At 42.0% G+C, this 26,271-nt stretch carries 20 protein-coding genes; 13 read left to right on the forward strand and 7 right to left on the reverse strand.

Features of this window, described 5'->3' with window-relative positions; all coding sequences use genetic code 11:
* Positions 1–540: 540 nt before the first annotated feature.
* Together GTW09_RS13525 and GTW09_RS13530 are read right to left on the reverse strand one after the other, a co-directional pair.
* A complete protein-coding gene (locus GTW09_RS13525; protein ID WP_163112308.1) occupies positions 541–2,052 on the reverse strand; it encodes a Fic family protein in 1,512 nt (503 codons plus the stop codon).
* Between the two features lie 350 nt (positions 2,053–2,402).
* Positions 2,403–3,005, reverse strand: coding sequence for a LysE/ArgO family amino acid transporter (locus tag GTW09_RS13530; protein WP_163112309.1), 603 nt, complete (start codon positions 3,003–3,005; stop codon positions 2,403–2,405).
* 107 nt (positions 3,006–3,112) lie between these two features.
* Between GTW09_RS13530 and GTW09_RS17490 the strand changes: the two genes are divergently transcribed.
* The 3 genes from GTW09_RS17490 (at position 3,113) to GTW09_RS13545 (ending at position 6,783) form a co-directional block, all read left to right on the forward strand.
* Positions 3,113–4,492, forward strand: coding sequence for a hypothetical protein (locus GTW09_RS17490; RefSeq protein ID WP_203565772.1), 1,380 nt, complete (start codon positions 3,113–3,115; stop codon positions 4,490–4,492).
* Positions 4,493–4,770: 278 nt separating this feature from the next.
* Positions 4,771–5,949, forward strand: a complete 1,179-nt coding sequence (locus GTW09_RS13540; RefSeq protein WP_163112310.1) for a GGDEF domain-containing protein — start codon at positions 4,771–4,773, stop codon at positions 5,947–5,949.
* Between the two features lie 501 nt (positions 5,950–6,450).
* Positions 6,451–6,783 (forward strand): hypothetical protein, encoded by a 333-nt coding sequence (locus GTW09_RS13545; protein WP_163112311.1) that lies wholly within the window; start codon positions 6,451–6,453, stop codon positions 6,781–6,783.
* A 1-nt stretch (position 6,784) separates the two neighbouring features.
* On the opposite strand, the gene GTW09_RS13550 is transcribed toward GTW09_RS13545, so the two are convergent.
* Together GTW09_RS13550 and GTW09_RS13555 are read right to left on the reverse strand one after the other, a co-directional pair.
* Positions 6,785–7,537, reverse strand: a complete 753-nt coding sequence (locus GTW09_RS13550; protein WP_163112312.1) for a DUF6174 domain-containing protein — start codon at positions 7,535–7,537, stop codon at positions 6,785–6,787.
* A gap of 141 nt (positions 7,538–7,678) precedes the next feature.
* The gene (locus tag GTW09_RS13555) at positions 7,679–8,926 is read right to left on the reverse strand and encodes a DEAD/DEAH box helicase (RefSeq protein WP_163112313.1); all 1,248 of its coding nucleotides are present in this window, start codon (positions 8,924–8,926) and stop codon (positions 7,679–7,681) included.
* A 358-nt stretch (positions 8,927–9,284) separates the two neighbouring features.
* On the opposite strand from GTW09_RS13555, the gene GTW09_RS13560 reads away from it, so the two are divergent.
* The 6 genes from GTW09_RS13560 to GTW09_RS13580 all read left to right on the forward strand — a co-directional run bounded on the left by GTW09_RS13560 (position 9,285) and on the right by GTW09_RS13580 (position 14,099).
* Positions 9,285–10,469: a PQQ-dependent sugar dehydrogenase gene (locus GTW09_RS13560; protein WP_163112314.1), complete on the forward strand. Its 1,185-nt coding sequence runs from the start codon at positions 9,285–9,287 to the stop codon at positions 10,467–10,469.
* Positions 10,470–10,583: 114 nt separating this feature from the next.
* On the forward strand, positions 10,584–10,712 hold the full coding sequence (locus GTW09_RS17695; RefSeq protein ID WP_275407126.1) for a hypothetical protein: 129 nt from the start codon (positions 10,584–10,586) through the stop codon (positions 10,710–10,712).
* 6 nt (positions 10,713–10,718) lie between these two features.
* Positions 10,719–11,066 carry a GNAT family N-acetyltransferase gene (locus GTW09_RS13565; RefSeq protein ID WP_239059390.1) on the forward strand — a complete coding sequence of 116 codons (348 nt, stop codon included), beginning with the start codon at positions 10,719–10,721 and terminating at the stop codon, positions 11,064–11,066.
* Positions 11,067–11,174: 108 nt separating this feature from the next.
* On the forward strand, positions 11,175–11,396 hold the full coding sequence (locus GTW09_RS13570; protein WP_163112315.1) for a hypothetical protein: 222 nt from the start codon (positions 11,175–11,177) through the stop codon (positions 11,394–11,396).
* Between the two features lie 394 nt (positions 11,397–11,790).
* On the forward strand, positions 11,791–13,611 hold the full coding sequence (locus GTW09_RS13575) for an Lnb N-terminal periplasmic domain-containing protein (protein ID WP_239059397.1): 1,821 nt from the start codon (positions 11,791–11,793) through the stop codon (positions 13,609–13,611).
* A 41-nt stretch (positions 13,612–13,652) separates the two neighbouring features.
* Positions 13,653–14,099, forward strand: coding sequence for a DUF3015 family protein (locus GTW09_RS13580; protein ID WP_163112317.1), 447 nt, complete (start codon positions 13,653–13,655; stop codon positions 14,097–14,099).
* 115 nt (positions 14,100–14,214) lie between these two features.
* On the opposite strand, the gene GTW09_RS13585 is transcribed toward GTW09_RS13580, so the two are convergent.
* Positions 14,215–15,072, reverse strand: coding sequence for a PA4780 family RIO1-like protein kinase (locus GTW09_RS13585; RefSeq protein WP_163112318.1), 858 nt, complete (start codon positions 15,070–15,072; stop codon positions 14,215–14,217).
* A gap of 273 nt (positions 15,073–15,345) precedes the next feature.
* Between GTW09_RS13585 and GTW09_RS13590 the strand changes: the two genes are divergently transcribed.
* The gene (locus tag GTW09_RS13590; protein WP_163112319.1) at positions 15,346–17,409 is read left to right on the forward strand and encodes an alpha/beta hydrolase family protein; all 2,064 of its coding nucleotides are present in this window, start codon (positions 15,346–15,348) and stop codon (positions 17,407–17,409) included.
* A gap of 67 nt (positions 17,410–17,476) precedes the next feature.
* Here GTW09_RS13590 and GTW09_RS13595 read toward each other — a convergent pair whose 3' ends face one another.
* Both GTW09_RS13595 and GTW09_RS13600 read right to left on the reverse strand, forming a co-directional pair.
* The gene (locus tag GTW09_RS13595; RefSeq protein WP_163112320.1) at positions 17,477–18,382 is read right to left on the reverse strand and encodes a sensor domain-containing diguanylate cyclase; all 906 of its coding nucleotides are present in this window, start codon (positions 18,380–18,382) and stop codon (positions 17,477–17,479) included.
* A 163-nt stretch (positions 18,383–18,545) separates the two neighbouring features.
* Complete coding sequence (locus GTW09_RS13600) at positions 18,546–21,815, reverse strand: tetratricopeptide repeat-containing hybrid sensor histidine kinase/response regulator (RefSeq protein WP_239059391.1); 3,270 nt, start codon at positions 21,813–21,815, stop codon at positions 18,546–18,548.
* A 252-nt stretch (positions 21,816–22,067) separates the two neighbouring features.
* Here GTW09_RS13600 and GTW09_RS13605 point away from each other — a divergent pair, with 252 nt between their 5' ends.
* The 3 genes from GTW09_RS13605 to GTW09_RS13615 all read left to right on the forward strand — a co-directional run bounded on the left by GTW09_RS13605 (position 22,068) and on the right by GTW09_RS13615 (position 25,817).
* Positions 22,068–23,024 (forward strand): YihY/virulence factor BrkB family protein, encoded by a 957-nt coding sequence (locus GTW09_RS13605; protein WP_163112321.1) that lies wholly within the window; start codon positions 22,068–22,070, stop codon positions 23,022–23,024.
* 146 nt (positions 23,025–23,170) lie between these two features.
* Positions 23,171–25,162, forward strand: a complete 1,992-nt coding sequence (locus GTW09_RS13610; protein WP_163112322.1) for a RecQ family ATP-dependent DNA helicase — start codon at positions 23,171–23,173, stop codon at positions 25,160–25,162.
* 106 nt (positions 25,163–25,268) lie between these two features.
* Positions 25,269–25,817: a YaeQ family protein gene (locus GTW09_RS13615; RefSeq protein WP_163112323.1), complete on the forward strand. Its 549-nt coding sequence runs from the start codon at positions 25,269–25,271 to the stop codon at positions 25,815–25,817.
* Positions 25,818–26,271: the final 454 nt, after the last annotated feature.

Below are 26,271 nucleotides of genomic sequence, written 5' to 3' on the forward strand. Positions count from 1 at the left end.
CTTTATTCGATAAGTAGATATACACTATGCATTTTTAATTGGGCGTAATCAAAAATGTTCCATGTTCTATAGTCGAATTAATATCAAATAGTGTTTCTGTTAGCAAAGATATGAGGCGTACCTAATATTATTGATAAATGGTTTAGGGAGCAGGTCCCAGTCAATAAGGTTGATCGAAAATTAAACAAAATTTACCTAATGCTTCTGCCATGAAAAAAAGTCACATATTTTTTTATTTTAGGTTAAAAAGCGAACAGGTGGCGTGTGTGGCTTTAAAAACTTTGAGCAAACACTTACTTTTTTATCAATTTTTTCAGGCTAACCTTAACGGTACAACAAAACCCTTGTTTCCTCTTAGGCAAATCAATCAGTTATAAAACCGCCTGAGACCCCAGCATTAATATAATCCAATTTATAGCGTAAGCAATAACTTCAAATAACAACTAATGAATCGACCAGACTTATCTAGACACTTAAATGCTATATAGTTATGTGTACTAATGAGAAAAAATTGTCCATCTCCCTCTAAACTGAGACAGATTAAACTAGCGATGCCAAGAATTTTGTAAAAGGCACAATATCTTGTTTGACGCTGGCAGCTTCCAACGCTTTCATATATTCATCTCGCCTCGTAACCGGCACAATTGTCCAAGGATAGCCACCCGATGCCATCATTAGATTCATGATGAATCTTCCCATTCTACCGTTACCATCAAAATAAGGATGGATGTAGACGAAAATGAAATGCCCCAGTACCACTCTCACGGCTGCATTTTCCTCTTCTGCGAGCAAGTCGAAGAGTGTTGGCATCATATCGCGAACCGCTTCTCTGCTTGGTGGAGTATGCATAGATTGACGAATATAGACTGGCCCCGTCCGGTAACCAGCTAAGTCCGACTGTTTTATAATACCGGCAGCCACACTTGGGCCGAATAAAGCGAGATACCAATCGCTGTGTGTCTGTTCCAATACATCACCAGCGTTCTTACCTTCTAATACCGCTAATACGGCTTTTTTAACTTCCTGAAATGCATTCCAGTAGCCTTTAGCGGCCATGGCATCTAAATGCCTTTTACTCTCGTCAGAACCTTCAGCTTGCCAGTTGCCAGAGCGAACTAGTTCAATCAACTCACGAGTCACCCGATAACCTTCAATGGACAGTGAGTGATAAGCGTCTGTAACGTACTTGTCTTCCACTTCAGCCATGTAGGTTTCGATGTCAATGGTTTGGTGTGGCTGTTCTGGAAAGTGGGCGATAATACTTTCACGCATTTGCGCCCACATTAACCGCATGCGATTAACATAGGGCGAGACATCACGACGACCAAAACTCACCTGCACTTTCTCTACGAAAGGATCTTCTTCCTGCACATTCAAATCGGCCGCGTGCATACCCTTTAAGATATTGTCAGCAATCAGGTCTCGGCCAATATTTCTAAAAGCCCCCACTAATCGGCCGGCAATCACACTGTGATTACCTGCGAGTAAAACGGACAATACGTCGGATGCATCTGTCACCATCGATAAGGCAGTACGCATTTGGATGGGCGCATTTTGAAACTGATTCGCCGAAGAGTAAACAAGTGCAGCCGCTAAGCTATATACATTGAGTCCACCTAGGTTTTCAATGTGTTCTGCGGTTGGCATGTTCAACCTTACATCAAAAATAGAGGTATGATGTAGGAAGGCGGTGGGTTTGTTATTGCCTTTGGGGGAGCGCACGAGTAATTGCTGAGGCACGGTTCTATCGCCAATATGCAGGCTAATTGATTGCTCAGGTGAGAGGCACCAGGAATTGTCGAATCTCGCCAACAAATAAGCGCTGCAAAAACCCCAGTAAGAGGTATACCAAGATGCACTGTCGCCAGGCTTTTCATCTGGCATCGCCGGTATGTACCAACCCCGGATGACTTCGCGAATAAACCCGTGCTTTAATAGCCGCTCTCGATGCACTCTGCTGAGTTGCTTTGACTGGATGGCAACAGCCCCTGACTCTTGAAGTAATTGTAATTGCTCAAGCGAATCTGCTAGCTTTTGTGATGAAACATTCATATTCGCTCCCACTATTATTCGTGCTACTGACCAGTTATTAATCCTTATTTATAGGTTTTGTTGTTATATCATTTATAGGTTTTAATGTCTTTTGATTTATAGGTTTTAATGATTTTTTGTTTTAAGGCTTTAGTGCTTATTTAATGTCATCGAATTCGATGATGTTAGATAAGGAGCCGGTTTAAATAGTTTTACACTTACGGTCGAGTTTAAACTCTATCTCATTAAAGGGGGTCAGCGATTAAAAGAATAAAAGTTCCAATAACTGGACTTAGCCGTTGCCTGTATCTAGCTCAAGGTATAGTTGCGACATAAAGCCAGGCATGTTTCGCAACAAATTCTTTAGCTAACTACACCAGCAAACTCACCCCAAGCGCGGCCATAACAAACCCTATTATTAATTCGAGTACCTTCCACGCTTTTGTTTTTTTGAAAACAGGAATTAATAATTTCGCGCCATATCCGAGCGAAAAGAAAAAAACAAACGAGCCGAAAATTGCGCCCAAACCAAATGCAACTTGCTGTCCTTCATATTGAGTGGATATTGAGCCTAGTAAAATAATTGTGTCTAGGTACACGTGAGGATTAAGCCATGTAAAAGCAAGGCATGTTAGTGTGGCCGCTAAAAGGCTTCCTACTTCTTTTCCCTGTGCCTGCAAAGCGTGGTCTGTCGTTAAAGCCGATTTAAAACTGAGTGCACTGTAAAAAAACAAAAATGCTGCGCCTAAATAACGCGCCAGTTGTTCGATAAATGGATACTTCTGCACTACCACCCCAAAACCTGCCACACCAAGTGTGATCAAAATAGCGTCTGATAAAGCACAAATTAGACAAACAACAAAGACATGCTGTTGCTTTAAGCCTTGTTTGAGTACAAACGCATTTTGCGCACCAATGGCAAGTATGAGAGAAATACCAAGTGAAAAACCTGCTAGAAACACCGAGAAGCTCATTTATTCTTCCATTCTTTACTTTTCTTTTTGTATGAAACACGAAGCCAGATAAACTGACAACAAGTAATAAAAACACTTATACAAAACCGTTAACAGAGACTAGCATTTTGAACATTTTAAAGGGCTTTATTGGCTTGATGAATACAAATAACACAAAGAACACAAAGTGCACAAAGGTATCGTACACGTATGTCGTTTGTTGCATCGCTTTAGCCTTACTCAGCGCCTGCGCTTCCCCTATATCACCTCAAGATGAAGGCGTTGCCAAAGCATTAGCATTTAGCCCAGGTGAGGATACACGCTTTTTAAATGAAGTAATGAATGCGGCTCCGTTTTTACCAGCCAAACAGGTTAACAAACACGAACAATGTAATATAAAAACTGCCGATGCAGCTTTTAAAACCTCACATGAGGTTAATTACGGCAAGTATGGGTGGGAAAAGCGCATTGCTCATCAAACAGAATTCTTTGATATTCCACAGCAAGAGGGGCGTATTCTTATTATTGATTTTGCACAAGTAGAGGATGCGTTGGCGTATCGTTATTTAAGCAACAATAATAGTCACAATGCTCTTTATGAACCGTGGAGTTCATCGAAGATATTTGCCTTTACTGGCGCAGTCGCAAAATTACGTGAACAGGGCTTAGGGGCGCAGGCACAAATTGGCAGCACCTATGTTGCTGATATGATCACTTCCATAAATAGTTATGAAGCATTTGGCACGTCGATAGGCGATTCAAATGCACTCGCTACCTTGTTTGCCAATATTGCCGGCCGAGATAACCTCAGCGCGCTTTTTTATGATGACTGGCTAAAGCTTTCAACGCCAAACATATTTTTTCGAGGTGCTTATGGCCCTAGCGCTTATAAACTTAGTTCTTATGAGGCGCAAATGCTTGATGGCACGAGTAGTATACAATTGCAGGCTTATTTGAATGCAGCAGATGATCCAGGATATTTGAATTACCGCTGCGAAAGCTGCGGATTAACCGGTAATAAGCCAATGACGACACTGGCACAAGCAGAGTTTTTAAAACGATTGGCCAGTCATGAACGAGATCCGCTTACTCAACATCCCTCGCTCAAGACTGCCGATATTAAGACGTTATTTTATGGTGAAGGGAACTCTGTAAATAACCAACGTTTTGCAGGTATGAGCGCTGGTATCTCAGTCATGTTGCAGCACGCAATTGCCAATAGCATTCGAACTGAAACAAGCAAAAACAAAAGCGCAAAAGTTATTTTAGATGAAGCCAGTAAGGGAGAATGGCGCGTATTTCAAAAAATAGGGTGGGGCCCAAGTGAAACTCGCGGCACCACAGAGGTAGTAGTGCTCGCACATGTTTGCTTGCCGCATTATCAAGGCGGGCGAGAATTCACCGTTAGCGCGCAAGTGGCTGTTCCTAAAGCAGATGAAAGTTTACTTCCTGCTGCCGGTAAAAAAATGCAAAGATTACTTGAGAAAAGCATGAATAAGCTTTTGTAAAATAAACGAAATACCAAATTTAAATGAGTTATTAGACAGGTCACTTATCTTAAACCTGGAAAATGTAATTTATCGCGTCTTAGCATTTTTTCAGGAACGAATTGTGATTAAGTGTATGAGACAATTCGAGCGGCCAGTCATGTAGTTGAGACTTGATAAGTATCCTTGAAATATCACCGCTAAAAGGGTTACATTTATTTAAACAAATTTTAAATATCTTCTGATATTTCAACCTGTCACACTGAAAAATTAAAATTCCATAAAGTAGGGAACGCATTTTGGAACTATTCACGTTGTACGTCACAGTGGCGATATCCGCAGTCGTGATGACGATCACGGCATCAATGTTATATATATTCAGTAACAAACGTAACGACGACTACTTGCTAGATTGGGCGTTCGCAAGTGTATTCTTTCTTATCTACGGGCTTATAGTTACATTCTTTTTTAACGGAAATTTAGATGATGAACTAATTCCATTAGTTCCGAATACCTGCTTTCTCATAGGTCATGCCGCAATACTAAGTGGTGTATCAAAGTTGACAGGTAAAGGTTCTGCGTGGTTATTCGTTCTAGCCACTGCGGTAGGCTCTATTGTTTTCCACTCAATACCAGTGGTGGCAGATTCATTAATGATAAGAGCCTATTGTATCTATCCATTCCTTATTGCTATATACGGAGCCGCGACTTTATTGCTCTGGAACGACCGAAAATCGCCTTACAGTAAAGCATATCTTCCTCTGGCGATAGTTTTCATTCTCTTTATGCTTCAAACTTTTTTACGCGGCTTTATTGCTGTAGCTGAAGATATCGCGATGGAGTTTTTAGGGAACGACATCATTCAAACTAGCGGAACTTTGGCCGTTGTTGTTTTGTTTTTCTCATTAACTATTTGTTTTGCACTCACTGTTTCTTGGAGAAAAGAGGTCGATTTGCGTGAAGATGCTATTACAGATCATTTGACGGGATGGTTGAACCGAATGAGTTTGGGAATGATAGCATCAAGTGCACTCAACGAATGTAAGCGCAATAACAGCCAAGCGGCGTTTATTTTGATCGATATAGACAAGTTCAAATCGATTAATGACAAATATGGTCATGCGGCTGGTGATATGGCTATTCAGCAAGTTTGCCAGGCCGCCACCGAAGAGTTAAGAAATTACGATAAATGTTTCAGGTTAGGTGGAGAAGAGTTTCTCATCATTGTTTCGAATACCTCACCAGCCGTCGCCGAGCAACTCTCTGACCGTATTCGCAAAGCTATAGAGCGCAAGCAAATAGTGACTGAGGGTGGCTCGTTTAAAGTTACTGTAAGTATTGGTTTTGCACTTTCAAAGCCAGACATGTCTTGGGAAATGGTTTTAGACAATGCAGATAAAGCACTTTATCTTGCCAAAAACCGCGGCAGAAATCAGATAGTGAGTTACGGAATGATAAACTCTACTGCGGTTTGCTAAATAAAAATAAAGACGGCGATATGATTTAGACCTACAAGTGTTAGTTGGGCCGCAATCAACTTCCTTTCTAAGAATCGAGATAAGGCTCTCGTTCAATACTTACAGAATAATATGTTGCAAGAGTAGAATGTTGACGTAGTAGGTTGAAGCGTTCTTCTATGGACCAATCCGTTTTCGTAAGCCCACTGTGGGATTTTAGCACCTTGCTACCGTCGTTCTGCTCAATAAGGTAGGCAGGAGCTGTTTCGCTTGCTTCTCGCTTTGCCTACGATTAGTTCATAAATTGGGGGGGTATGAGTGTATTTACACTACAAAAAGTGGTGCAAAAGGTGGTGCAAAAGAGAGTGCAACAGGCGGTATAAAAGCTGTAAGAGGCACTAGGAGTTGGCGTGTTTAAAATGGTAAAGCTATGCATGCATAAGTAAGTGAAGAGTATATTCTGTACTGGCAATGTAAGTACAATTTACCCATACTAAAATCTTTAATCGCTGCTAGGCTCAAATGGAAACTAAACTCCCGATTTACAAAAAGCTGCTGGTAATGTTTCGCATTGAGCCCGGTTGTTTGGGCCCGCAAGGCGCAGACTACGTGGAAGAGTTTTGTACCTTTGCGAAACAAAAGCTAAAAAATCACCACGGCCACTGTTTACGCTGGTCTATCAAACCTCGTTACGACAAGTCGTTACCAGAGTTAGAATTTCAGATAAAAAACAGCGTAGTGTCTCGAGAAAATGCTGCAAAATATATGGACCGCTTTGACATCGATATTGATACTTTTGAAGAAGGGCTAGAAGAATCGCTAGCCGATTTTATCGATGCGTTTTTTGAGCGTTGACTTATTCTGAAATTAATTCCACCTCAAGCTCTCGTGGTAGAACATGGCATAAGTCTTTGCCAATGCCATAGTCATCTACCTGAAATGTTTGATAACCGTCTTTTTCAACAGTGATTGAATAAAAACCTGGGCGTTCATCTAACATGGTTATTAATTCGTTTCTGTCACACGCTCCAGTCGCTGTTTCAGTGAAATTTTCATCGGTTGCAGTAACAGTGGTATCGCATGCAATTGGCGCTTCTGTAGACGCATCGGTGATAGATACTATTAAACCACTCTCTATGGATGTCGTGCAGGCAATGTCGTCAGCTGAAACCACGTTACTTACTGTAATTGTGTATTCATCATCTGCGGTCTGAGCGTTACCGTCGACCTGAATAAATGTGGGGTAACCGAGCTCAGGGTGGTATTCTACATTGAGCGATTCGGCGCGGCTTTCTTCTAAGGCAATGCGTTCGAATAAGCCATCAATGGTCTCTGAAGTAAACGTATCTTGCGGTAGGGCGATATTGCTCTCTATGATGGTTTGCGATTTCACTTGGTCTGCGTTCACAACCACCAAGCGGGGACGAGTTGCGTCGTCTAAACAAAAACACGAAATACTGTATTCAAATTGATAGTTGTCGATATTCGCGCTTTCCCATTTTGCGCGGTTTGCATTTAGGTCTTCCAGTATGTTGTTTGAATCGCTGTTACAGGCAAACAGTAAAACCGTAGTGACGAGAGCAGTGCCATAGCGGGTAATATTATTCATAGCTATCCCTAGTGCTGAATGGTGATTAGCTTGTAGTATTGCTAACAGAGGTGAAACGTTCAACAACTTCCGATGTATATTTTGTTTGGTAAGAATTTGCAGCAACTTACCTTACGTTTGCCACTTATTTGTATTTACTACTTATCTGCGTTTTCTGCGTCCTTTCGATTTTCCCTTGCCTTTGGGCTTGTCGAAGGCTTCAAAATTACCGTAAAGGTCGTCTGTTTTTTGGTCTTTTTTAATCTCTGGTGGTTTAGGTTTGGGTGTAAATTCCGAGATAAATGTCTTTTTAAACTGACGGCCAAGCATGCGCTCAATTGCTCTTAACTGCTTGGCCTCGTCGTCGCTATAGAGTGATATAGCCAGCCCTGAAGACGATGCTCTGCCCGTACGCCCAATTCTGTGAATGTAGTCTTCAGGTACATACGGTAAATCGATATTTATAACGCAAGGCAACTGTTGAATATCAATGCCCCGTGCGGCAAGGTCAGTTCCAATCAATACTTTCAGACTGCCATTTCTAAAGCCATCTAACGCAAGCGTTCGTGCTTGTTGTGTTCTGTTAGCATGAATAGATTCAGCTGCAATGCCTAAAGCCTCTAGCTCGTTTCTTAATTCGTCTGCACCGCGCTTGGTACGCGTAAATACCAGTATTTGAGACCAATCATTGTTGTTTAAAAGGTGGATAAGAAGCTCATGTTTTCGTTCTTTATCCACTGGGTGCAGCACTTGAGTGATATTCTCAATGTGATCGCGTGCGGTGGCCAACTCGATGGTAATAGGGGTCTTCACCATAGTGGCCGCGAGTGCTTTCACTTCCTTTGAAAAGGTTGCAGAAAACAGCAAAGTTTGACGCTTTTTGGGCAGCAGGTTTTGTATGCTGTGAATATGGTCGATAAACCCTAAATCTAACATTCTGTCAGCTTCGTCGAGTACTAAAATTTCGACATGATCGAAGTTAATTGCACCTTGCTGGTACAAATCTACTAAACGCCCTGGTGTGGCGATAAGAATGTCTACACCTTGCTCAAGCTCGTATTTCTGTGGCTCTATACGCACCCCTCCAAATACTGCCGTAGAGCGAATATTCATATTTCGACCATAGGTAGCAACATTAGCTGCAACTTGTGCTGCCAACTCTCGCGTTGGCGCTATGATTAAAGCTTTAACACAATGTGCGTCTGCACGTTGCATATCTACTAAACGCTGCAGTATTGGCAGAGAAAAACTAGCGGTTTTTCCGGTTCCTGTTTGCGCTATGGCGATTAGATCTCTTTGACTTAAAACCACAGGAATAGCCTTACTTTGAATGGGCGAGGGTTCAACATAGCCCTTATCAGTAATGGTATTTAAAAGTTCAGTACACAAGCCTAGGTCGCTAAATGGCATAAAAGGGGTTCACACAAAACAAGAGAATTGCCGCCATTGTACGTGGAGTAGCGGAGCGTTGTAAGAAAGTTCTGTGTCTCATTTTACAGGCCTGACCCTGTAAGGATGACTGTTTTTAGCATGGGAAAGTAATAACATTAGGAAATAGCAATGAAATGATAAACGAAAAAGGTCTATTTGAGCTTTACTGAATTGTGGTGCGTATTAATGGCAGTCAATAATCAATTGCGTGGCACATTTTAATGTGAAAAGTCATTGTAATGTGAAAAGTCATTGTAATGTGAAAAGTCATTGCGATGTGACGATTCATTAAGATGTGACAAGTATTACGCGAGCGTATACAGAGTAGGGAAATTACATGCTTATAAAATTGAAGCCTCAAAAACGCATTAAACAAAAAGTAGCACTTTTAGCAACGCTGCTGGCTACATCATTTGCCGCCGTGGCGCAGTCAACTGAACAAGTTGAAATCAGCGGCAGCGAAGGTAAAGCACTTGTGGGTGAGGTGCTTTCGTCATTCGATAATCCTTGGGCAATGACGTTTTTGCCAGACGGTCACAGCTTGGTAACAGAAAAGCCAGGTACAATGTGGCTGCTGGATAAAAATCAGCAAAAACGCTTTTCTGTCAGTAATGTTCCAAGCGTAACTGCACGAGGGCAGGGCGGTCTTGGCGACGTTATTATTCATCCTGAATTTGCTACTAACAGCACAATCTATGTCTCTTACGTAGAGCGCGACCCTAAAGATGACAAATTCAGTGGTGCCGTTATAGAGCGAGCTACGCTAAATATCACAGAAAGTGGCGCAAGCTTGTCAAACAGAGAGCTTATTTGGCGCCAATCTCCTAAAGTTACTGGCAACGGACACTACTCCCATCGTATGGCAATCTCGCCCGATGGGTACTTATTCATTAGCTCTGGGGAAAGACAAAAATTTACTCCTGCCCAAAATATGGCTATGAACCTAGGTAAAATCGTACGTTTAAATGACGACGGTAGTGTGCCAGAGGATAATCCTTTTTATGGTAACGGCAGTGTTACAGAGCAAATCTGGACGTTAGGGCATCGCAACCCGCTGGGTATAGACTTTGATGCAGAGGGGAACTTGTGGGCGCACGAGATGGGGCCTCGCCATGGCGATGAATTGAACATTATTGAAAGAGGGCGTAACTACGGCTATCCCACCGTATCTCAGGGAGACCATTACTCTGGTGTAAAAATACCTAATCACGAAGACATTCCTATCTTTAAGTCGCCTGAAAAAGCCTGGGTGCCTGCCATAAGCCCTGCCGGCTTTATTATTTACAAAGGTGATAAATTTGGCGACTGGACGGGAAATGGCTTCATTGGCGGGTTGTCGTCTAAAGCCTTAGTCCGTGTTGCCATCGACAAAGATGAAGAGGGTAAATGGAACGTTGAGGAAGCCGAACGATATGAATGGGGAAAGCGTGTACGCGAAGTAGAGCAGGACAATATGGGCAATATTTATGTGCTTGAAGATAAAGAGGGCGGTCGCTTAATTAAGCTACACCACAGCAATTAGCCTGTATTTATTGTTTCGATAGTCATTTTATTTCCAAGGTTTTTTGTAGAATATTCGGCTGCTTTTAGGCACTATCTGAAAGCAGTCGAACCTTAAAATACCTAGTCGTTGAAAATGGAAATTAGAGAAGCTTCTATTCAAGATTTTGACCTTATTTGGCCTATTTTTCATGAAGTTGCCAAAGCGGGTGAAACCTATGCGTTTCGCACAGATACCACTAAAGAAGAGGCACTTAATATTTAGGTGAAAATGCCTCTTAAAACTTTTCTGTTTGAAAATAATGGAGAGGTGTTAGGAACCTACTACCTCAAAACAAACCAAGCTGGGCCGGGGCAGCATGTTTGCAACTGTGGATATATGGTAGCTGAATCAGCACGTGGAAAAGGCTTGGCGACGGCTATGTGTGAACACTCTCAAAAAGTAGCGAAAGAATTAGGCTATAAAGCAATGCAGTTTAACTTTGTAGCCTCTACCAATGAGGGCGCCGTTCGTTTATGGCAAAAACTTGGATACGACATTGTTGGCCGTTTGCCCAACGCATTCAACCACCCAACTAAAAGCTATGTTGATGCCTTGGTGATGTACAAGTGGCTTTAAATGAATAGGTCATGGGTGCGTTACTCGTTTCTATTTATTTCGAAACTCAACCCCAATAATCCACCATAAACAAACATCGAAATTCAAAAAATCTATTAAGGACAATATATGACTTCTGACACACAAGATAGTAATCAAGACGACCAGACCATAGGCAATTTCGCCGCGGTAAAAACATCAATTGCTAATGGCGATGTTGATGAGGTTAAAGCAAGATTGGACGGTAAATCCATCAAGCCGTTAGAAAAAGGCTATCTGATAGACATTGCTAAGCTTAGTGGCAATAGTGAAATACTAAAGATCATTGAAGCTACGCCTGAGTCCGAGTGAGTGGTTAAACGAATGTAGGTAACGCGTTTCAAAATATGCGCTGTAGAAGGTGATGCAATGAAACCTTTTAGCCCATCAAAAAAGCGTTGCTTTAATGATAAAGGCCGCCTTAATACTTATTATGGCAGCTCTCAAAGTATACCTCGTTGCCCACATATAGGGAGTGAATAATGTTAAATAAAAAGCTTACTTGTCTTATAAGGCACTTGATTGCGCTTCTCTTATGAGACTTATTCTCTAAGTTGTTTGCCTTTTCATTTTTTAAAATTTTAGCTTGTAAAAAATTTCATTTGCATGCATATTCCGCACTACCTCTTTGCAATCAGAACGTTAACTGTCAAAGACGACACTGTGACATTAAATGGATTTATTGTAGGATTTTCTGTTGTATTCGATGTTCATCCGCTTTTGCATTTTGCTTTTTTCAACTATATCGTCTGTTCATGCCGCATATGCATCACTTGATATAGAAAACGCCGCATCACATAGAGTGTGGAAGCAGTTGTTGCATGCTGAGCAAACAGCAGTGTCGTTAAATGCTAGCGATGAAAATTTTTACTTGGCAGAAAACGGTTTCAAGAATCCCCATGCAGAGCTCAAATCAACGATAAGTGCTTTTACTAACAATCCAACCAGCCAATGCCAGTATCCCGCGCGTAAGCTTTTCATTAACAAGCATTTGTCAGAGCTTAGCTTGCCTGACGTCAATTGTCCTCGCTATCAAGAATACCTAGATGCTTTTTCAACCCAAAGCGCAAGCCTCATATTTGCTTCAGGTTATTTAGGTAACCCTGCGTCGATGTTTGGTCACGTGTTCTTAAAGTTTAATAGCGGCTCAGAAGAGGGACTCTTAGATAACACGTTTTCTTATGGCGCCAAGGTTCCTGCTGATGAAAATAAGTTGATGTATATCACTAAAGGTATATTTGGCGGCTACCAGGGGAAATTCTCAAACCAGAAGTACCACCACCATCATTTAACGTATAGCGAAACAGAGCTGCGTGACATGTGGGAGTACAAGCTCAATTTAACCCAAGATGATGTTCAATTTTTGTTAGCTCATTTGTGGGAGCTAGAAAATGCTACCATGACCTACTACTTTTTTGAGCAAAACTGCGCCTACCAAGTGGCAAAGCTGCTTGGTTTAGCGTTCGATAAGCCGCTTATTGCTCCCAACAAGATATGGGTAATGCCGTTTGATTTAGTGGTGATGATGCAGCGCCATCAGGACGAACGTGCAATGTTTACTGACGTTATCTACCACGGTTCACGTCAACAGACCCTATATGATCGCTGGCAACAACTAAACCCTCGAGAACAACAAGTACTCCTCACTATATTGGAAAGCGCACCTCAAGAGACTCATCAGCAACTTGCTTCGTTAACAGATTCATCTGCAATAAGAGTTATAGATACTCTATACGATTACTTTGCATTTATTGAGCAAAAAGAAGACGACCTGACCGATACCCAAAAAGCGCAAAAGCGTCAGGCCATGATAAAGCGATTTTCTATGGCACCTGTTAAGCCAAATTGGGATATAGTGAAAAGGCGTCCTCCTCATGAGGCGCAGGACACAACCCGCGTTGGCTTAGCGCTGTTCGACTCATCAGCTCGTGGAATGGCCGGTGAGCTAAATTTTCGCGCGAATTATTATGATTTACTCACGCTTAATCCGGGACGGATTCCATATTCTGAACTTACCACTTTCAACCTGCGTCTCAGGTATCTTGAAGGAGAGGGTATGTCGGTTAAGGAGTTTACACCTGTACGTATTATTAACCTCAATGCATCTGAATCTGGTTTACCACTAGATAGCAATTGGGCGTGGAAGTTAGCTTTTGGCTATCGTGATCAAGCAAATAATTGTGTGGATTGCGGTGCGGGTTACATAGACAGTTTTATAGGAAAATCTTGGGTGTTTCGCCACAATCTTGTGGGATACGCGGCACTCAGCACTTCTATTACGAGCTCTAATCTGAATGGCGGCTTTATTGCTGTAGGTTCAGAAATGGGGGGCGTGGCACATGTTACGCCTGAAATAGCAATGTCATTGACAGTGGGCCAACAATGGTTTGTAAACCAACCATCGAAGGACCTGCACTATCTCTCATTGTCAGCACGATACTTAATTAATCAGCGCTGGGATGTGAGAGTTAATGTTGAAAATAAGCAAGGTACTGACTTTGGCGTGCTCATTTCGCATTATTATTAAAAAATTGAATTAAAAAAATTTTAAAATCAGAGGAATAAAAAATGTTCAAAAAATTAACACTTGCAGCACTATTAACTACTACTGCTTTTGCTGGAAATGTTGCAGCTGATGATCACATCAATGCGTGGAAACATTGTGGTATTGGCGCTATGATTTTTGATGACAATGGCACAGCAGCTGCTATCTCAAATATCATTTGGGATTTAGGCACTACTGCGGTTTCTTCAAAAATCTCATCTGTTGACTCTTGTGAAGGCAAAATGGCGACTGCAGCTGTTTTCATTCAAAACAATTTCAACAATGTCATTGAAGAAACAAGTCAAGGGTCTGGCGCACACCTAACTGCAATGCTTGATATCTTAGAAGTAAATGAAGTGGATCGCGCAGAAGTTGTTACTGCTGTGCGCGCTGAAATGGCAGTATCAGTTGCGGCGAACGAAGCAGCTAACCCGGAAGCTTTCTACAACGCTGTTGTAGCAAACATCTAATAATGATGGGCAATGGCGTGTTTATTTAGAGTCTTAAATAAACGTGCCGCTGCCACAATTTAGCTTGTGTCTTTAACTGATGTCGCCTGTAAACAGATGTGGATTTTGAGAGCGTTTACTCAGCATCATCCGAAAAGTTAATACGCGCCAGGCGTTCTTTTTCTTCATCTTCGGCCGCCTGAATTTCATCAAGAATTGCATTCACGTCGGCAGATTCTTCGTCATCTTCAAATTCACCAGTGAGAACTGAGTTAGGCGTTAAATTACCTTCTTCAAACAGCGCCCACATTTCTTTGGCATAGTTAGTGTGTAATAACTCAGGGGCAAATTCACCGTAATAGCGACGCATGTTGTTTACGTCACGGGCGAACATGGCTTCCGCGCTATTGTTGGCTGCTGCATTAACGGCCTGCGGCAAGTCGATAATTACAGGTCCCTTGTCGTCAACTAACACGTTAAACTCTGAGAGGTCTCCATGAATAATACCTGCACACAGCATAAGCATGATGTTATGCATCATTTCTTTGTGCTGTTTTAAGGCTTCTTCCTTACTCATAGAAACGTGGCCTAGTTGTGGAGCTACGTCGCCATTCTCATCTGACACAAGCTCCATAAGTAGCACACCATCAACACAGCAATAGGTATCGGGTACACGCACGCCTGCTTCATTTAAACGTGACAGGGCATCAACCTCTGCGGTTTGCCAAATCTCTTCTTCTAGCTGCCGCCCATAGCTAGAGCGCTTGCCCATTGCTCGGGCCTGGCGTCCGCCGCGCACTTTTCTGCCCTCTTGATATTGTGCGGCTTTTTTAAAGCTTCGCTTCACGGCATCTTTATAAACTTTTGCGCAACGAACGTGCTCGCCACAGCGAACAATAAAAACATCGGCTTCCTTACCACTCATTAAGCGGCTTGTTACCTCATCGATGAGCCCATCATCAACGAGAGGTTGTAGGCGTTTAGGTATTTTCACGCATTGCCTGCTAAATGGTGCTGTCTATTCATCATCTTTTTAAAAGTACTCTTTGAAGTTTACATTGGTGTGTCTGGTTAACCTGCGATAGCAGTATATCAGTCTTGAAAACGAACAGCAGTAATACCGAGATACTTATTCACTGCGTTATTTTCGCGGTAAGCTCAAATGCTCATATAATTGCTCAAGTGTACTATTTAAAAATATCACCTAAACTAATAAAACTAAGCAAAGGACGCGCGGTAACAGCGTTTAACGTTAAAGGACCATGCTATGTCAATAAAATCTATATTTGTAACCTCTTTGTCTACACCTTCAACACCTATACCTTCTACACCCATATCCTCTATTTCTAGACATTCCATCTTTTCACCTTTGAATGTTGCTAAAGCTACTTTAATGACTACTGCTGCTTTACTAATAAGTCTCGCTAGCTTTGATGTTTGGTCTCAAGCTGGTGGCATGCAAGGTTACGACAAAAACATTAAGGCTATAGAGCCGTCCAGCGTATCGTATTCTGTAGGTTTAGCAGGAGATATGGCCCCTACCATAAGCCGTCTCATTTTGGCTGAAAGTCAGGGTGTTCGTAATTCCAAACTATCGCCAAAAGGAAAATACGTTGCGTATATTTCTGGACTGACGGGAAAGCTACAGCTTTGGGTTCAGCCTGCCGATGGTGGACAAGCGCGCCAATTAACGTTTGGTTCTGGGGTGAGAAATTATGCATGGGCACCTAGCGGTACACATATTTTATATTCAGCAGATAACAATGGTAACGAACAAGAATCTTATTACTTGTTAAATGTAGAGGCTTTTACTGAAAAAGAAGTGTTGCCCGCCGTTGAAGGAGGCTTTCGAGTATTTGGTGGCTTCGTCGACGAAACTACAATCTTATTTACTAGCACCGAGCGCAATAAACTAGACTTCGACTTGTATCTTACCAACCTCAAAACAGGCGAGACCACGATGATTTATGAAGGGCGAATGGGCCTGTATATTTCATCAGTTTCGCCCGATGGCAAGTGGGCCGTCATGAAGGAGTCCGTGGGAGAAGACTCTGATATTCTGTATTTGTTTGATCTTCAAAATCGCTCGCTTAAAACTATTTCAGCGCCAAAGCGTCGTGCTAATCATACAAGGGCTGGTATTGCGTGGACAAAAGATAGCAGTGGCTTTTACTTTGCTACTAACGCACAGCAGGAGTATATCAACTTGGCCTTTTACGATATCGACAAAGGCATTAAAAAGTTAGATCAAGTCCCCCATGATGTTGAGCAGATAAGGCTATGCCAAGATGATCGATACCTCGCTTATACGCTTAACATAGAAGGGTTTAGCCAGCTTCAAGTCAAAGAGGTCGAATCAGGTACCATGTTAAAAGCAGGTGGGTTACCTGAAGGCATTTTACGTATCGATTGTGGAGTAGGGGCAACGCAACTGCTTGTAGAATCAAAATCTTCTGACGACCCAGGGTCACTCTATTTGTGGGACTTTAGCGACACAGCGGAAGTATTATTCGAGGCTGGGCTGGCTGGAGTTCCGAAAAATAGTATAGTGAAACCCAAAAGTATTCTCATCGAAGCACGTGATGGCGTAACACTTCAGGGGCTGTTATATCTACCGGAGTCAAAACAAGAAACGCCTCCGCCTGCCTTATTCCGTGTTCACGGGGGCCCAACATCGCAGTCTCGTCCTTACTTCGATGCTATGACGCAGTATTTAGTGAACCACGGTATTGCAGTGTTTAAGCCTAATGTACGAGGTTCAACAGGGTTTGGTCATACCTATGTTACGCTTGATGATCGTGAGAAGCGGCTCGATAGCGTTCGTGACCTCGTTGATATGCATGAATATTTATCTGAGAAAGAGATCATCGACGGCAAAAATGTTGCCGTAGCCGGAGGCAGTTATGGTGGCTACGCCGTGAACGCCGTTTTGGCAAATTATCCGGGGTACTTTGCTGCAGGCGTCTCCCTGTTTGGTGTGGCAGACTGGGTTACCGCATTAGAAGTTGCCTCTCCTATGCTAAAGGCCTCCGACATTATCGAATATGGCGATATTAAAGATCCGAAGTGGCTGGCGTTTTATCAGCAATATTCACCTATACGCCAAGCTAAAAATATCAATGTTCCTGTACTCTACTCTCATGGAGTTATGGACCCGCGAATCGATATAGCTGAAACTGAAATTATGGTAAAAACACTGAGAAACAATGGCATAGAGGCGCCGTTTATTCGTATTCCCGACGAAGGTCACGGCTGGAACAAACGAGAAAATAGAATGTTTTATGCACTAGAGGAAGTGAAATTTCTTAGAAAAGTACTGAACGCCCAATAGCTGCCGCATTAGGTGGCACGTTAATTTATATTGTTGAAACAAGGTTCAATGTCTAAAAGTATAATGACTACTTGTACTGAACCTTGTTTCGCCCATTTTGTTTCGCTTGATAAAGCGCTTCATCTGCGCGCTTCATTATGTCTTCTACTGAGTCAGGGCTTTGCTGTTTAACGTCGGTAATACCAATACTTACGGTAATTGAAAACGTATTTTCACCGTCTTTGAATACTCTATTCTGCGTGGCGTGTTTTATACGCTCTGCAATTACCAGAGTTTCCTCTCTTGTAGCATCATGGATAATAGCGAGAAACTCTTCGCCACCAAATCTACCTAATATATCCACTTCTCTTAGTTCAGCTGAGGCAATGTTTGTGAACTGTATTAGCACGTCATCGCCAACAAGATGACCATATTGATCGTTTATTTCTTTAAAGTAATCTAGGTCCATAATCATGACTGAAAAGGGTAGATTATCCCTTTGGAAACGAGCTAGCTCATCGCCTAATGAGTTTACTATTTCATTCTTATTCCAAAGCTGTGTCATGCCATCTCTTTTGGCTCGTTCCTCAAGTTCTGATTCAAGAAGCTTAGAGTCGGTTACATCAACCATGTAACCCGTCCAAACTTCATGTCCCTCGAAGAGCTCGTTACTTGGTTTAGACGATAGCCTTATCCAAATATTGCCTTTGGCTGGGTTATTGAAACGAATGTCAGAAACAAAAAAACTGCCTTGCTGATTAGCGTTGATATCCTCTTCATATAGCCTGTCAACATCTTCTTCGTTTACAAGATTCCAAAAGTTGTCGATGTCTTCGATAAAGCATTCAGCTTTTATTCCCAACACGTCAGAACTACCAGAGCTGATATACAAAAAGCGCCCTTTGCCCTCTGGAAATAAAACATATTTGTATAGAACAACGGGAGCAAACTCAAGAAGGTGTTCTAGTTCGCCCAAAGAGATATTGGTATGCATCGATTAAAAATACAACGTAAAGATTTTCATAAGTTAAGCATAAACAGATGTTCACAAAATCGCCAATACATAAGGCTTTCAGCATGAAAGTTAATACAAATACGCCGACAACAAATTCGCGATTCCAACCATATTTGTTAGAACGGCAGTTTTCCTTAGTGACTTACGAGTTTGAAGCAACTATTTGCTTTACTGCACAGTTCATTTCAAAAAGCGCACTATGCATCAAATCTAGTTGCTTAACGAACTCTTCCGATTGCTTATTTTGTTGAATGGTAAGCTCAATAGCACGAATAAAGTCGGCCAAATTATAAGCGCCTATGTATTTAAGTGCGGTACTGTAGATATGTGCAATTCTTGAAATTGTAGTGTTATCTTGGTTGTTAATAGCTTGATGGAGTGTATCTAGCTCCGATTGCAGGTCTAAAAAGTCATTAAGTAACGTTTTGTAAAGGTGTTCGTCGTTAAGTAGTGACTGCATAGCACGTGCTTTATCAATCTGGTTAAGCCTGCCGATTGACGTTTCGTTGAAAGTTTCAACACCGAGCGCCTGAGTTTTATGGCCTGCAGTATTTGCTTCTTGGACTGAAATCGCGGTAGCCAGAACGTTAAAAAGCTTTTTAGGCTCAACAGGTTTCGTTAGGTGAGCCGTCATACCCGCAGCAATACTCATATCGATGTCTTGTTGCATGGCATGTGCCGTCATAGCAATAATAGGCATGGTAAGCTGTAGCTCATTACGAATAACTTTCGTTGCCTTTAAGCCATCCATATCCGGCATTTGAATATCCATTAGCACCACATCAAACTTATTGTTGCGACGAAGTATATCAATCGCTTTTATGCCATTACTGGCCACTTCAATTTTGGCACCAGAATCTTTAAGTAACCCTAAGGCTACTTTTTGGTTTAGTGCGTTATCTTCTACTAGCAGAATAGTCTTACCGGCAAGGTTCGGAAATCCAGACACGTCTGTCTCTATTATTTCTGCACTTGCGCGGTAATCTAGACACAGCTCCTGAATATTATTGATGAGTTCACTGGCTCCGAAAGGCTTTTTGATAAAGGTCTTAATACCGAGGCGCGTTGCCTGTTCGCGCATTTGGGCCGACTCAAACGCTGAAAGCATTATTACTTTAGGAGGTTTAATAGAGAACTCTTGGTTCATTATAGCGACAACTTCAAGGCCGTCGATATCGGGCATTTTCCAATCTAAAATGAGTAAGTCGTAAGGCGTATTGTTTGCTGTAGCGGCACGTAACTTGGCTATGGCTTCTTCACCTCCAGTGGCAAGCTCGGCTTCAATTTTTGCCAATGATAACGTTTCTGATATTGCTCGTCGTGATAAGCTTACGTCATCTACAACTAACACCTTAAGGGTCGAAAGCTGTTTGGAAGGTGACACCATTGTTACTTCTGAGTTGCGTTTTACATTTACCGTAAAATAAAAGCTAGCGCCTTTGCCTAGTTTGCTTTCAACCCATGTTTTTCCACCCATTAATGAGGCCAACTGCTGGCATATGGCTAAGCCTAAACCGGTTCCACCATAGCGACGAGATGTGGATTCATTGCCTTGGTTGAAAGGTTGAAACAGCCTGGTTTTTTGTTCGTTGTCTAATCCAATGCCAGTATCTTTTATTTCAAATTCAAGCTCCACGTGGTCATCCCTAAGTTCACATCCAACACTTACAGATACCAGCCCATCGTCGGTAAACTTGAGCGCGTTGCTTAAGAAGTTATTTAAAATTTGCTGTATTCGCAGCGGGTCACCAATTAGATTATGAGGAACATCTCTGCCTATATGCTGAATGAGTTCAATGTGTTTTTCATTGGCCCGAGGTAAGTGGTATCGAATTGCCTGATTTACTAAAGCATCAATATTGAAAGGCGTTGATTCAATATTCATTTTTCCAGCTTCAATTTTTGAGAAGTCCAGAATATCGTTAACCACGCTCAACAGTGTGTTCGATGCGCCTTCTATTTGTAATAAGTTAGTCTGTTGGTCTTTGTTTTCTGCCGAGCGCTGGGAAAGTTTTGTAAGCCCGATAATTGCATTGAGTGGGGTACGTACTTCATGACTCATGCGAGCTAAAAAATCAGATTTTGCGTCGGTTGCCTTTCGCAGTTCTTTCGCTAGTTCATTCAGGGCGCTTCGTTGTTGTCGAGTTCTGAGTAATAAGCTTATCACTAAAGCTAAAGACAAAATGACACCGACTATAAAATAAAGTTGAAACGTATTGGCTTTTTGTTGACTGATATTACGCTGTTCTTTTAGCTGGTTGTCTTTTTCAAGCAGCTGTATCTTGTCCTCTTTTTCTGCTATCGCCAAACGCACGCGATTAAGCGCAAGTAATCGAGATTGCTGTTCGTTAAAGCTTTGCTCATAGACCTCTTGAAATTGCTTTGAATATTGCAGGGCCGACCGATAATCGTTTGTAGACTCAAGTAGAGAAATGAGTTTTTCAAGAAATTTAAGTAACAGCGCCTTATCATTTTTAACTTCTTCTTTTTTAAGTCCTGACTCAAGTTCGCTGATGGCAAGTTCGACTTCACCGCGGCGTAAATGAATTTCAACCAACTGCAGCAGGCGAGGGCCCTCTGTATATTTAAAACCAACCTTACGGTCTGCTTCTGCGGCTTTATTGAGGTTTTTTAACGCCTCATTGATGTTGCCCTGTGCAATATGCAGCTCTGCCATAGAGCCGTAAACAATTCCGATGAAAGGGTAATTGGTATCAATCAGCAATTCATCCGCTAGCATCAAATTAACTTTCGCTTCCTGAAAATTGCCTAATTCTTTGTGCGCATAGCCCTGATAATAGTAAGCAATACCCTCATTTTCACTACTCTCCAATCGTTGCGCGGAAGAAAGGTATCGATGGCTAAATGACAGTAACTTTTCAAAATCGTTGAGCGAGGCATACACATTACCCATTGCACTGTATACCGAAAGCACTTGGTCGCTATTCAACTGATTATAAAGCTCAAGGGAGTGATTCAAGGCATCTAGTGCTCGCCCATGCTCGCCAGAGAAATCTAGAATAAACCCTTCTAATCGAAATGACTCGGCAAGGGCTAATTTATTATCGCCAACCTTGGCGTATTCGCGAGCATCTAAAAGCTGTTGATAGGCTGATACATAATCTTGTTTTAAAATATCGCGGTAGGCTTTTAAGTTAAGAAATCGCGCGTGGTGATAGTCGCTTGGATATTCAGTGAAGTACTGAGTAAGCTCTTTAACCTCAGCTTTTACAGATGGGTCGTTCTGCTGAATTCGCTCCTTAAGGCCGCTTAACAATGCAAGTTTGGGGGGGAGGGTAGGATTACTGCTGCTTAGTTTCTCCTGAAATGCCAAAGTGGTTTTTAACGGCAACCCGATAAAAACGACAATCAAAAAAATAAGATGCTTAACCGCACTCTTTACATTAAACAATAGCTGACAGCCATAGTGAATTTGCTTTTTTAGAAAACCTTTTTATGGTCCTAGTTTGAAAATTTACTATAAGATAGATTTGTTGCATTTACTACGGGTGTCAATCAAGCCATAGCTTAGCATTAAGATCTTTGCTTCTATTCCATTTCAAAATTGGGCGCTAGCTTACGCCCAACACTGTGTGAAAGTTTTTTAATCCTAGTGATACCTTATGCTGTATCAATTACATCAACAAAAAACTAACGCGAGACTATGAGTAATACACGCCTCAGTGAAGCGAGCACAGCTTTTCAACTCTCACTCAACAACTGGTGGAGTATTCTCAAACGCATATTCACTAATATTGGCGGTCATAATATTCCCCTTATTTCCGCAGGTGTTGCGTTTTATTGTTTGTTGGCAATCTTTCCCTTACTGGGGGCAACAATATCCTTATATGGTCTTATCGTATCGCCAGAAGAGTTGCAGCGTCATATGGCTTTACTCGTAGATGTGGTGCCTTCCGACAGTAGCTACATCATTGAAGAGCAGCTTAAAAAACTGACGGAAAAGTCGAGTTCTGCATTGGGGTGGGGGTTCTTTTTAACCCTATTCTTGTCGCTTTGGAGCAGTAGTAAAGGAGCAAATGCATTAATCACAGCGTGCAATATCACCTATAATGAAAGAGAGGGGCGCGGCTTTTTTAATGGCTTAATAGCTCGCATAACCTGCACTATCAGTATGATAGCCACCGTAATAGTTGCCTTGGCGTGCGTTACTATTCTGCCCGAAACTATTAGTTGGGCGTCAGGAGGCTCAATTGATGACAAGCAGGCTATTTGGCTTACGTGGCCTATTATGCTTGTGTTGTTTAATTTTTGTCTTTCTGCGTTGTATCGCTATGCGCCCCACCGGCGCTCGGCACAGTGGCGATGGGTTACACCTGGCTCAATGCTGGCAACCGTACTATGGATAGCAGGGTCTTATGCGTTCTCAATATATTTAAATGAATTCGCCAGCTATAACAAAACCTATGGCTCAGTGGGCGGTATTATTATTTTGCTTATGTGGTTGTATTTAAGTGCCTACATTATTCTTATCGGTGCTGAAGTAAACTCAAGCATAGAGCTACAAACCAGTGTGGATAGTACCGTAGGTGAGGACAAACCAATGGGGGAGCGAAACGCTGTTGTTGCCGATAATACACCTGAAGATTTGCGTAAATCGTAAAAATGTGACAACAAATCATTAGCACACGGCGACCTTTGCTGTAGCAATTTTGGGCTGAATGTACTGCAAGGCTCAACATGCCGTAATATCTTGCGATTTCATCTTGCTGTATCATCTTTGCGACTTTACAGATGATACCAAACTCAATGACCTCAGATTATTCTACATTACTTCATCAGCTTTTCGGCTTTTCCTCGTTTAGACAAGGGCAGCAAGAGGTTGTGCAGGGATTGCTTAGTCAGCGCTCTACGCTCGCTATTTTCCCTACTGGTTCAGGCAAGTCTTTGTGTTATCAGTTCGTAGCAACCCAGCTTCCTCACCTTACTCTGGTGGTATCGCCGCTACTGGCGTTAATGAAAGATCAGCTTGAGTTTTTGCATAGCAAAGGCATTGCGGCAGCCAGTATCGACTCAACGTTAACGCCTCAGCAAAACAAGCAGGTCATGAACGATATTCGCACTGGCCAGTGTAAAATTCTTATGGTTTCAGTAGAGCGATTTAAAAATGAGCGTTTTCGGCAGTTTATTGAGTCAATCCCAGTGTCGATGTTGGTGGTGGACGAAGCCCACTGTATTTCCGAATGGGGACATAACTTTCGCCCTGATTACTTAAAACTTCCTGCGTATCAGAAAGACTTAAATATACCTTTGGTGCTTTTGTTAACAGCTACAGCGACTAAAAAAGTTAAGCAAGATATGGCAAAACGGTTTGGCATCGCTGACAACGATATTATTCAAACAGGGTTTTATCGGCAGAATTTAAATTTAAATGTGTTGCCGGTAATAGAAGCAGAAAAAGACAGCACCTTGTTGCAACAATTAAAACAACAGCAGGGCGCTGGCATTGTTTATGTGACGTTGCAACAAGGTGCAGAGCAGGTGGCACGTTTCTTACAACAAAATGGTGTTGCTGCCAGTGCTTATCACGCTGGCCTAGACAGTGATGTAAGGCAGAGTATTCAGCTCGATTTTATGGAAAATAGGCTGCAAGTGGTGGTGGCCACTATTGCTTTTGGTATGGGTATCGATAAATCGGATATCCGTTTTGTCATACATTACGACTTGCCTAAATCTATTGAGAATTATAGTCAGGAAATCGGTCGCGGAGGCCGAGACGGAAGCATTGCAAACTGCACAGTACTGGCAAATTTAGACGGTTTGGTTACCATTGAAAACTTTGTTTACGGCGATACTCCAGACCAGGTTGCAATACAAAAAGTGATTGACGATATTGCCTCACAAGGCAGTGCATCTCATGATATCGGTCAAGCTCAAAAAGTAAGCCAATCGGACAGTGGCCTGTATCAATGGGAAACCCAAATTAATAGTCTATCGGCGTTAAGTAACATTCGACAGTTGCCGTTAAAAACCTTGCTGGTGCAATTGGAGTTGGCCGGTGTAGTAAAGCCCTTGTTTGCCTATTTCGCAGAATTTAAGTTTCGCTTTATTACCGACAAAGACACTATTCTGAATCAATTTTCACAAGAACGAAGAGATTTTTTAAATGCAGTGTTTTCGCACACAGCAATGAAAAAAGTGTGGGGCATTGTCAATTTTGACAGTATATTTGAGCATTATGGTGCTGAACGAAGCCGAGTAGTTGCTGCGCTGGAATATTTACATGAGCACAATCATATTGAGCTTGCGTCTCGTTTAATTACCGATGTGTATGAAGTGAACAAACAGGCACTACTGGCCGGTGATTTAGCTGAAAAACTGGCATTTTATTTTGCCGACAACGAGCAAAAAGAAATAAAACGTATTGCCGCATTGGTTCGCTTCTTTGAACTTCGCACGTGTCTTAACTTCAACTTGTCTGCCTACTTTGACGATAATAACGCGCCAGAACAATGTGGTCATTGCAGTGTATGTAGAGGAAATGTGGCAAAGCTAGAGCATTCCACGCCTGTAGCGACCCCGAATAAAACTGATGTGGCTCGAGCAGTACAAGCGTTGCAAACTCACTTAAAAGGTAAATGTACCGATGATATCACGCTTAGTACTTATTGCCGTTTTCTCACCGGTATGTCGATGCCACTATTCACTCGTTTCAAAGTAAGGCAAGTAGTGGGGTTCGCTAGCTGTGAACAGTGTAGGTATGCAGATGTAAAAGCCCTAGTGGCGGAACTTATTCAGTAGTGGAGGGACTTACTCAATAGATAAAGGCGAGTGTTTCCTTTTGACTGTATCATAATTACTGAATAGAAAATCTATAAGCCTCGTTTGCATTTTCCTAAGGATTAACATGGCACTTAAAGCAACGATATTTAAAGCGGACATATCGATAACGGATATGGATCGCAATTATTACAACGATCATAATTTAACTATTGCCCGCCACCCATCTGAAAACGACGAGCGTATGATGCTGCGCATTATCGCCTTCATCGTTAATGCTCACGAGCAACTGCAGTTTACTAAGGGGTTGTCAGACGATGAAGTACCAGATTTATGGCAAAAAACCTTTAGCGACGAAATAGAACTCTGGATTGAGTTAGGACAACCATCGGAGCAGCGAATTAAAAAGGGCTGTAATCAAAGTAAGAAGATGAAGATTTACGCTTATGCCGATAACAGCTTTGATGTGTGGTGGAAGAAAGAACAGAATAAACTCAATACAAAAAAGAACTTGTCTGTGTATACGCTACCACAGTCACTCTCAGCAACATTATCTGCAGCGGTAGAGCGCTCTATGCAAATTCAGGTCACTGTTCAAGATGGACAAATTTGGCTCACCATTGCCGGTTCCAAGGCGAGTGAATGCCTAGAAATTGAGATAGAAAAGCACCTATAGCATTCATCGTTAAACATAGAGTGCTTTGAACGGAGTCCCCTTTTATCCGTCCAAGAAACTAACATAAAAAGCGCCAAAGATTAAAAGTTTGCCATAAAAATCAATCCTTCTTTACATGATGAATTCAAATGCTACATTGAAGTTGTGTTCAGCAGATATCTAAGGAGGTGATCATATGTCTAGTGTTTTGAAAACAGGTGAATTGGCTATGAATGGGGTACGTTTTAACTAACCCTTCTTACGTCACCATTCTGGCTGGCTGATTCGCTGGCCAAAGCACGGGGAGTCGCAGTAATGCGGCTCCTTTTTTCATAAAGGGGGTCAGATCCTGAGGTATCCCCACAAATAATGACTAAAATTCAGTAAGATAAAAAATAAAGGGAACATTCATGACGTTTGGTGATCAGATCTTTCGCCAAAAACAAATGAAGGTTAAACGCCATGAATGCCCTAT

Origin of the sequence: Alteromonas hispanica, assembly GCF_010500915.1 — a bacterium.
Taxonomy (GTDB): Bacteria; Pseudomonadota; Gammaproteobacteria; order Enterobacterales; family Alteromonadaceae; genus Alteromonas; species Alteromonas hispanica.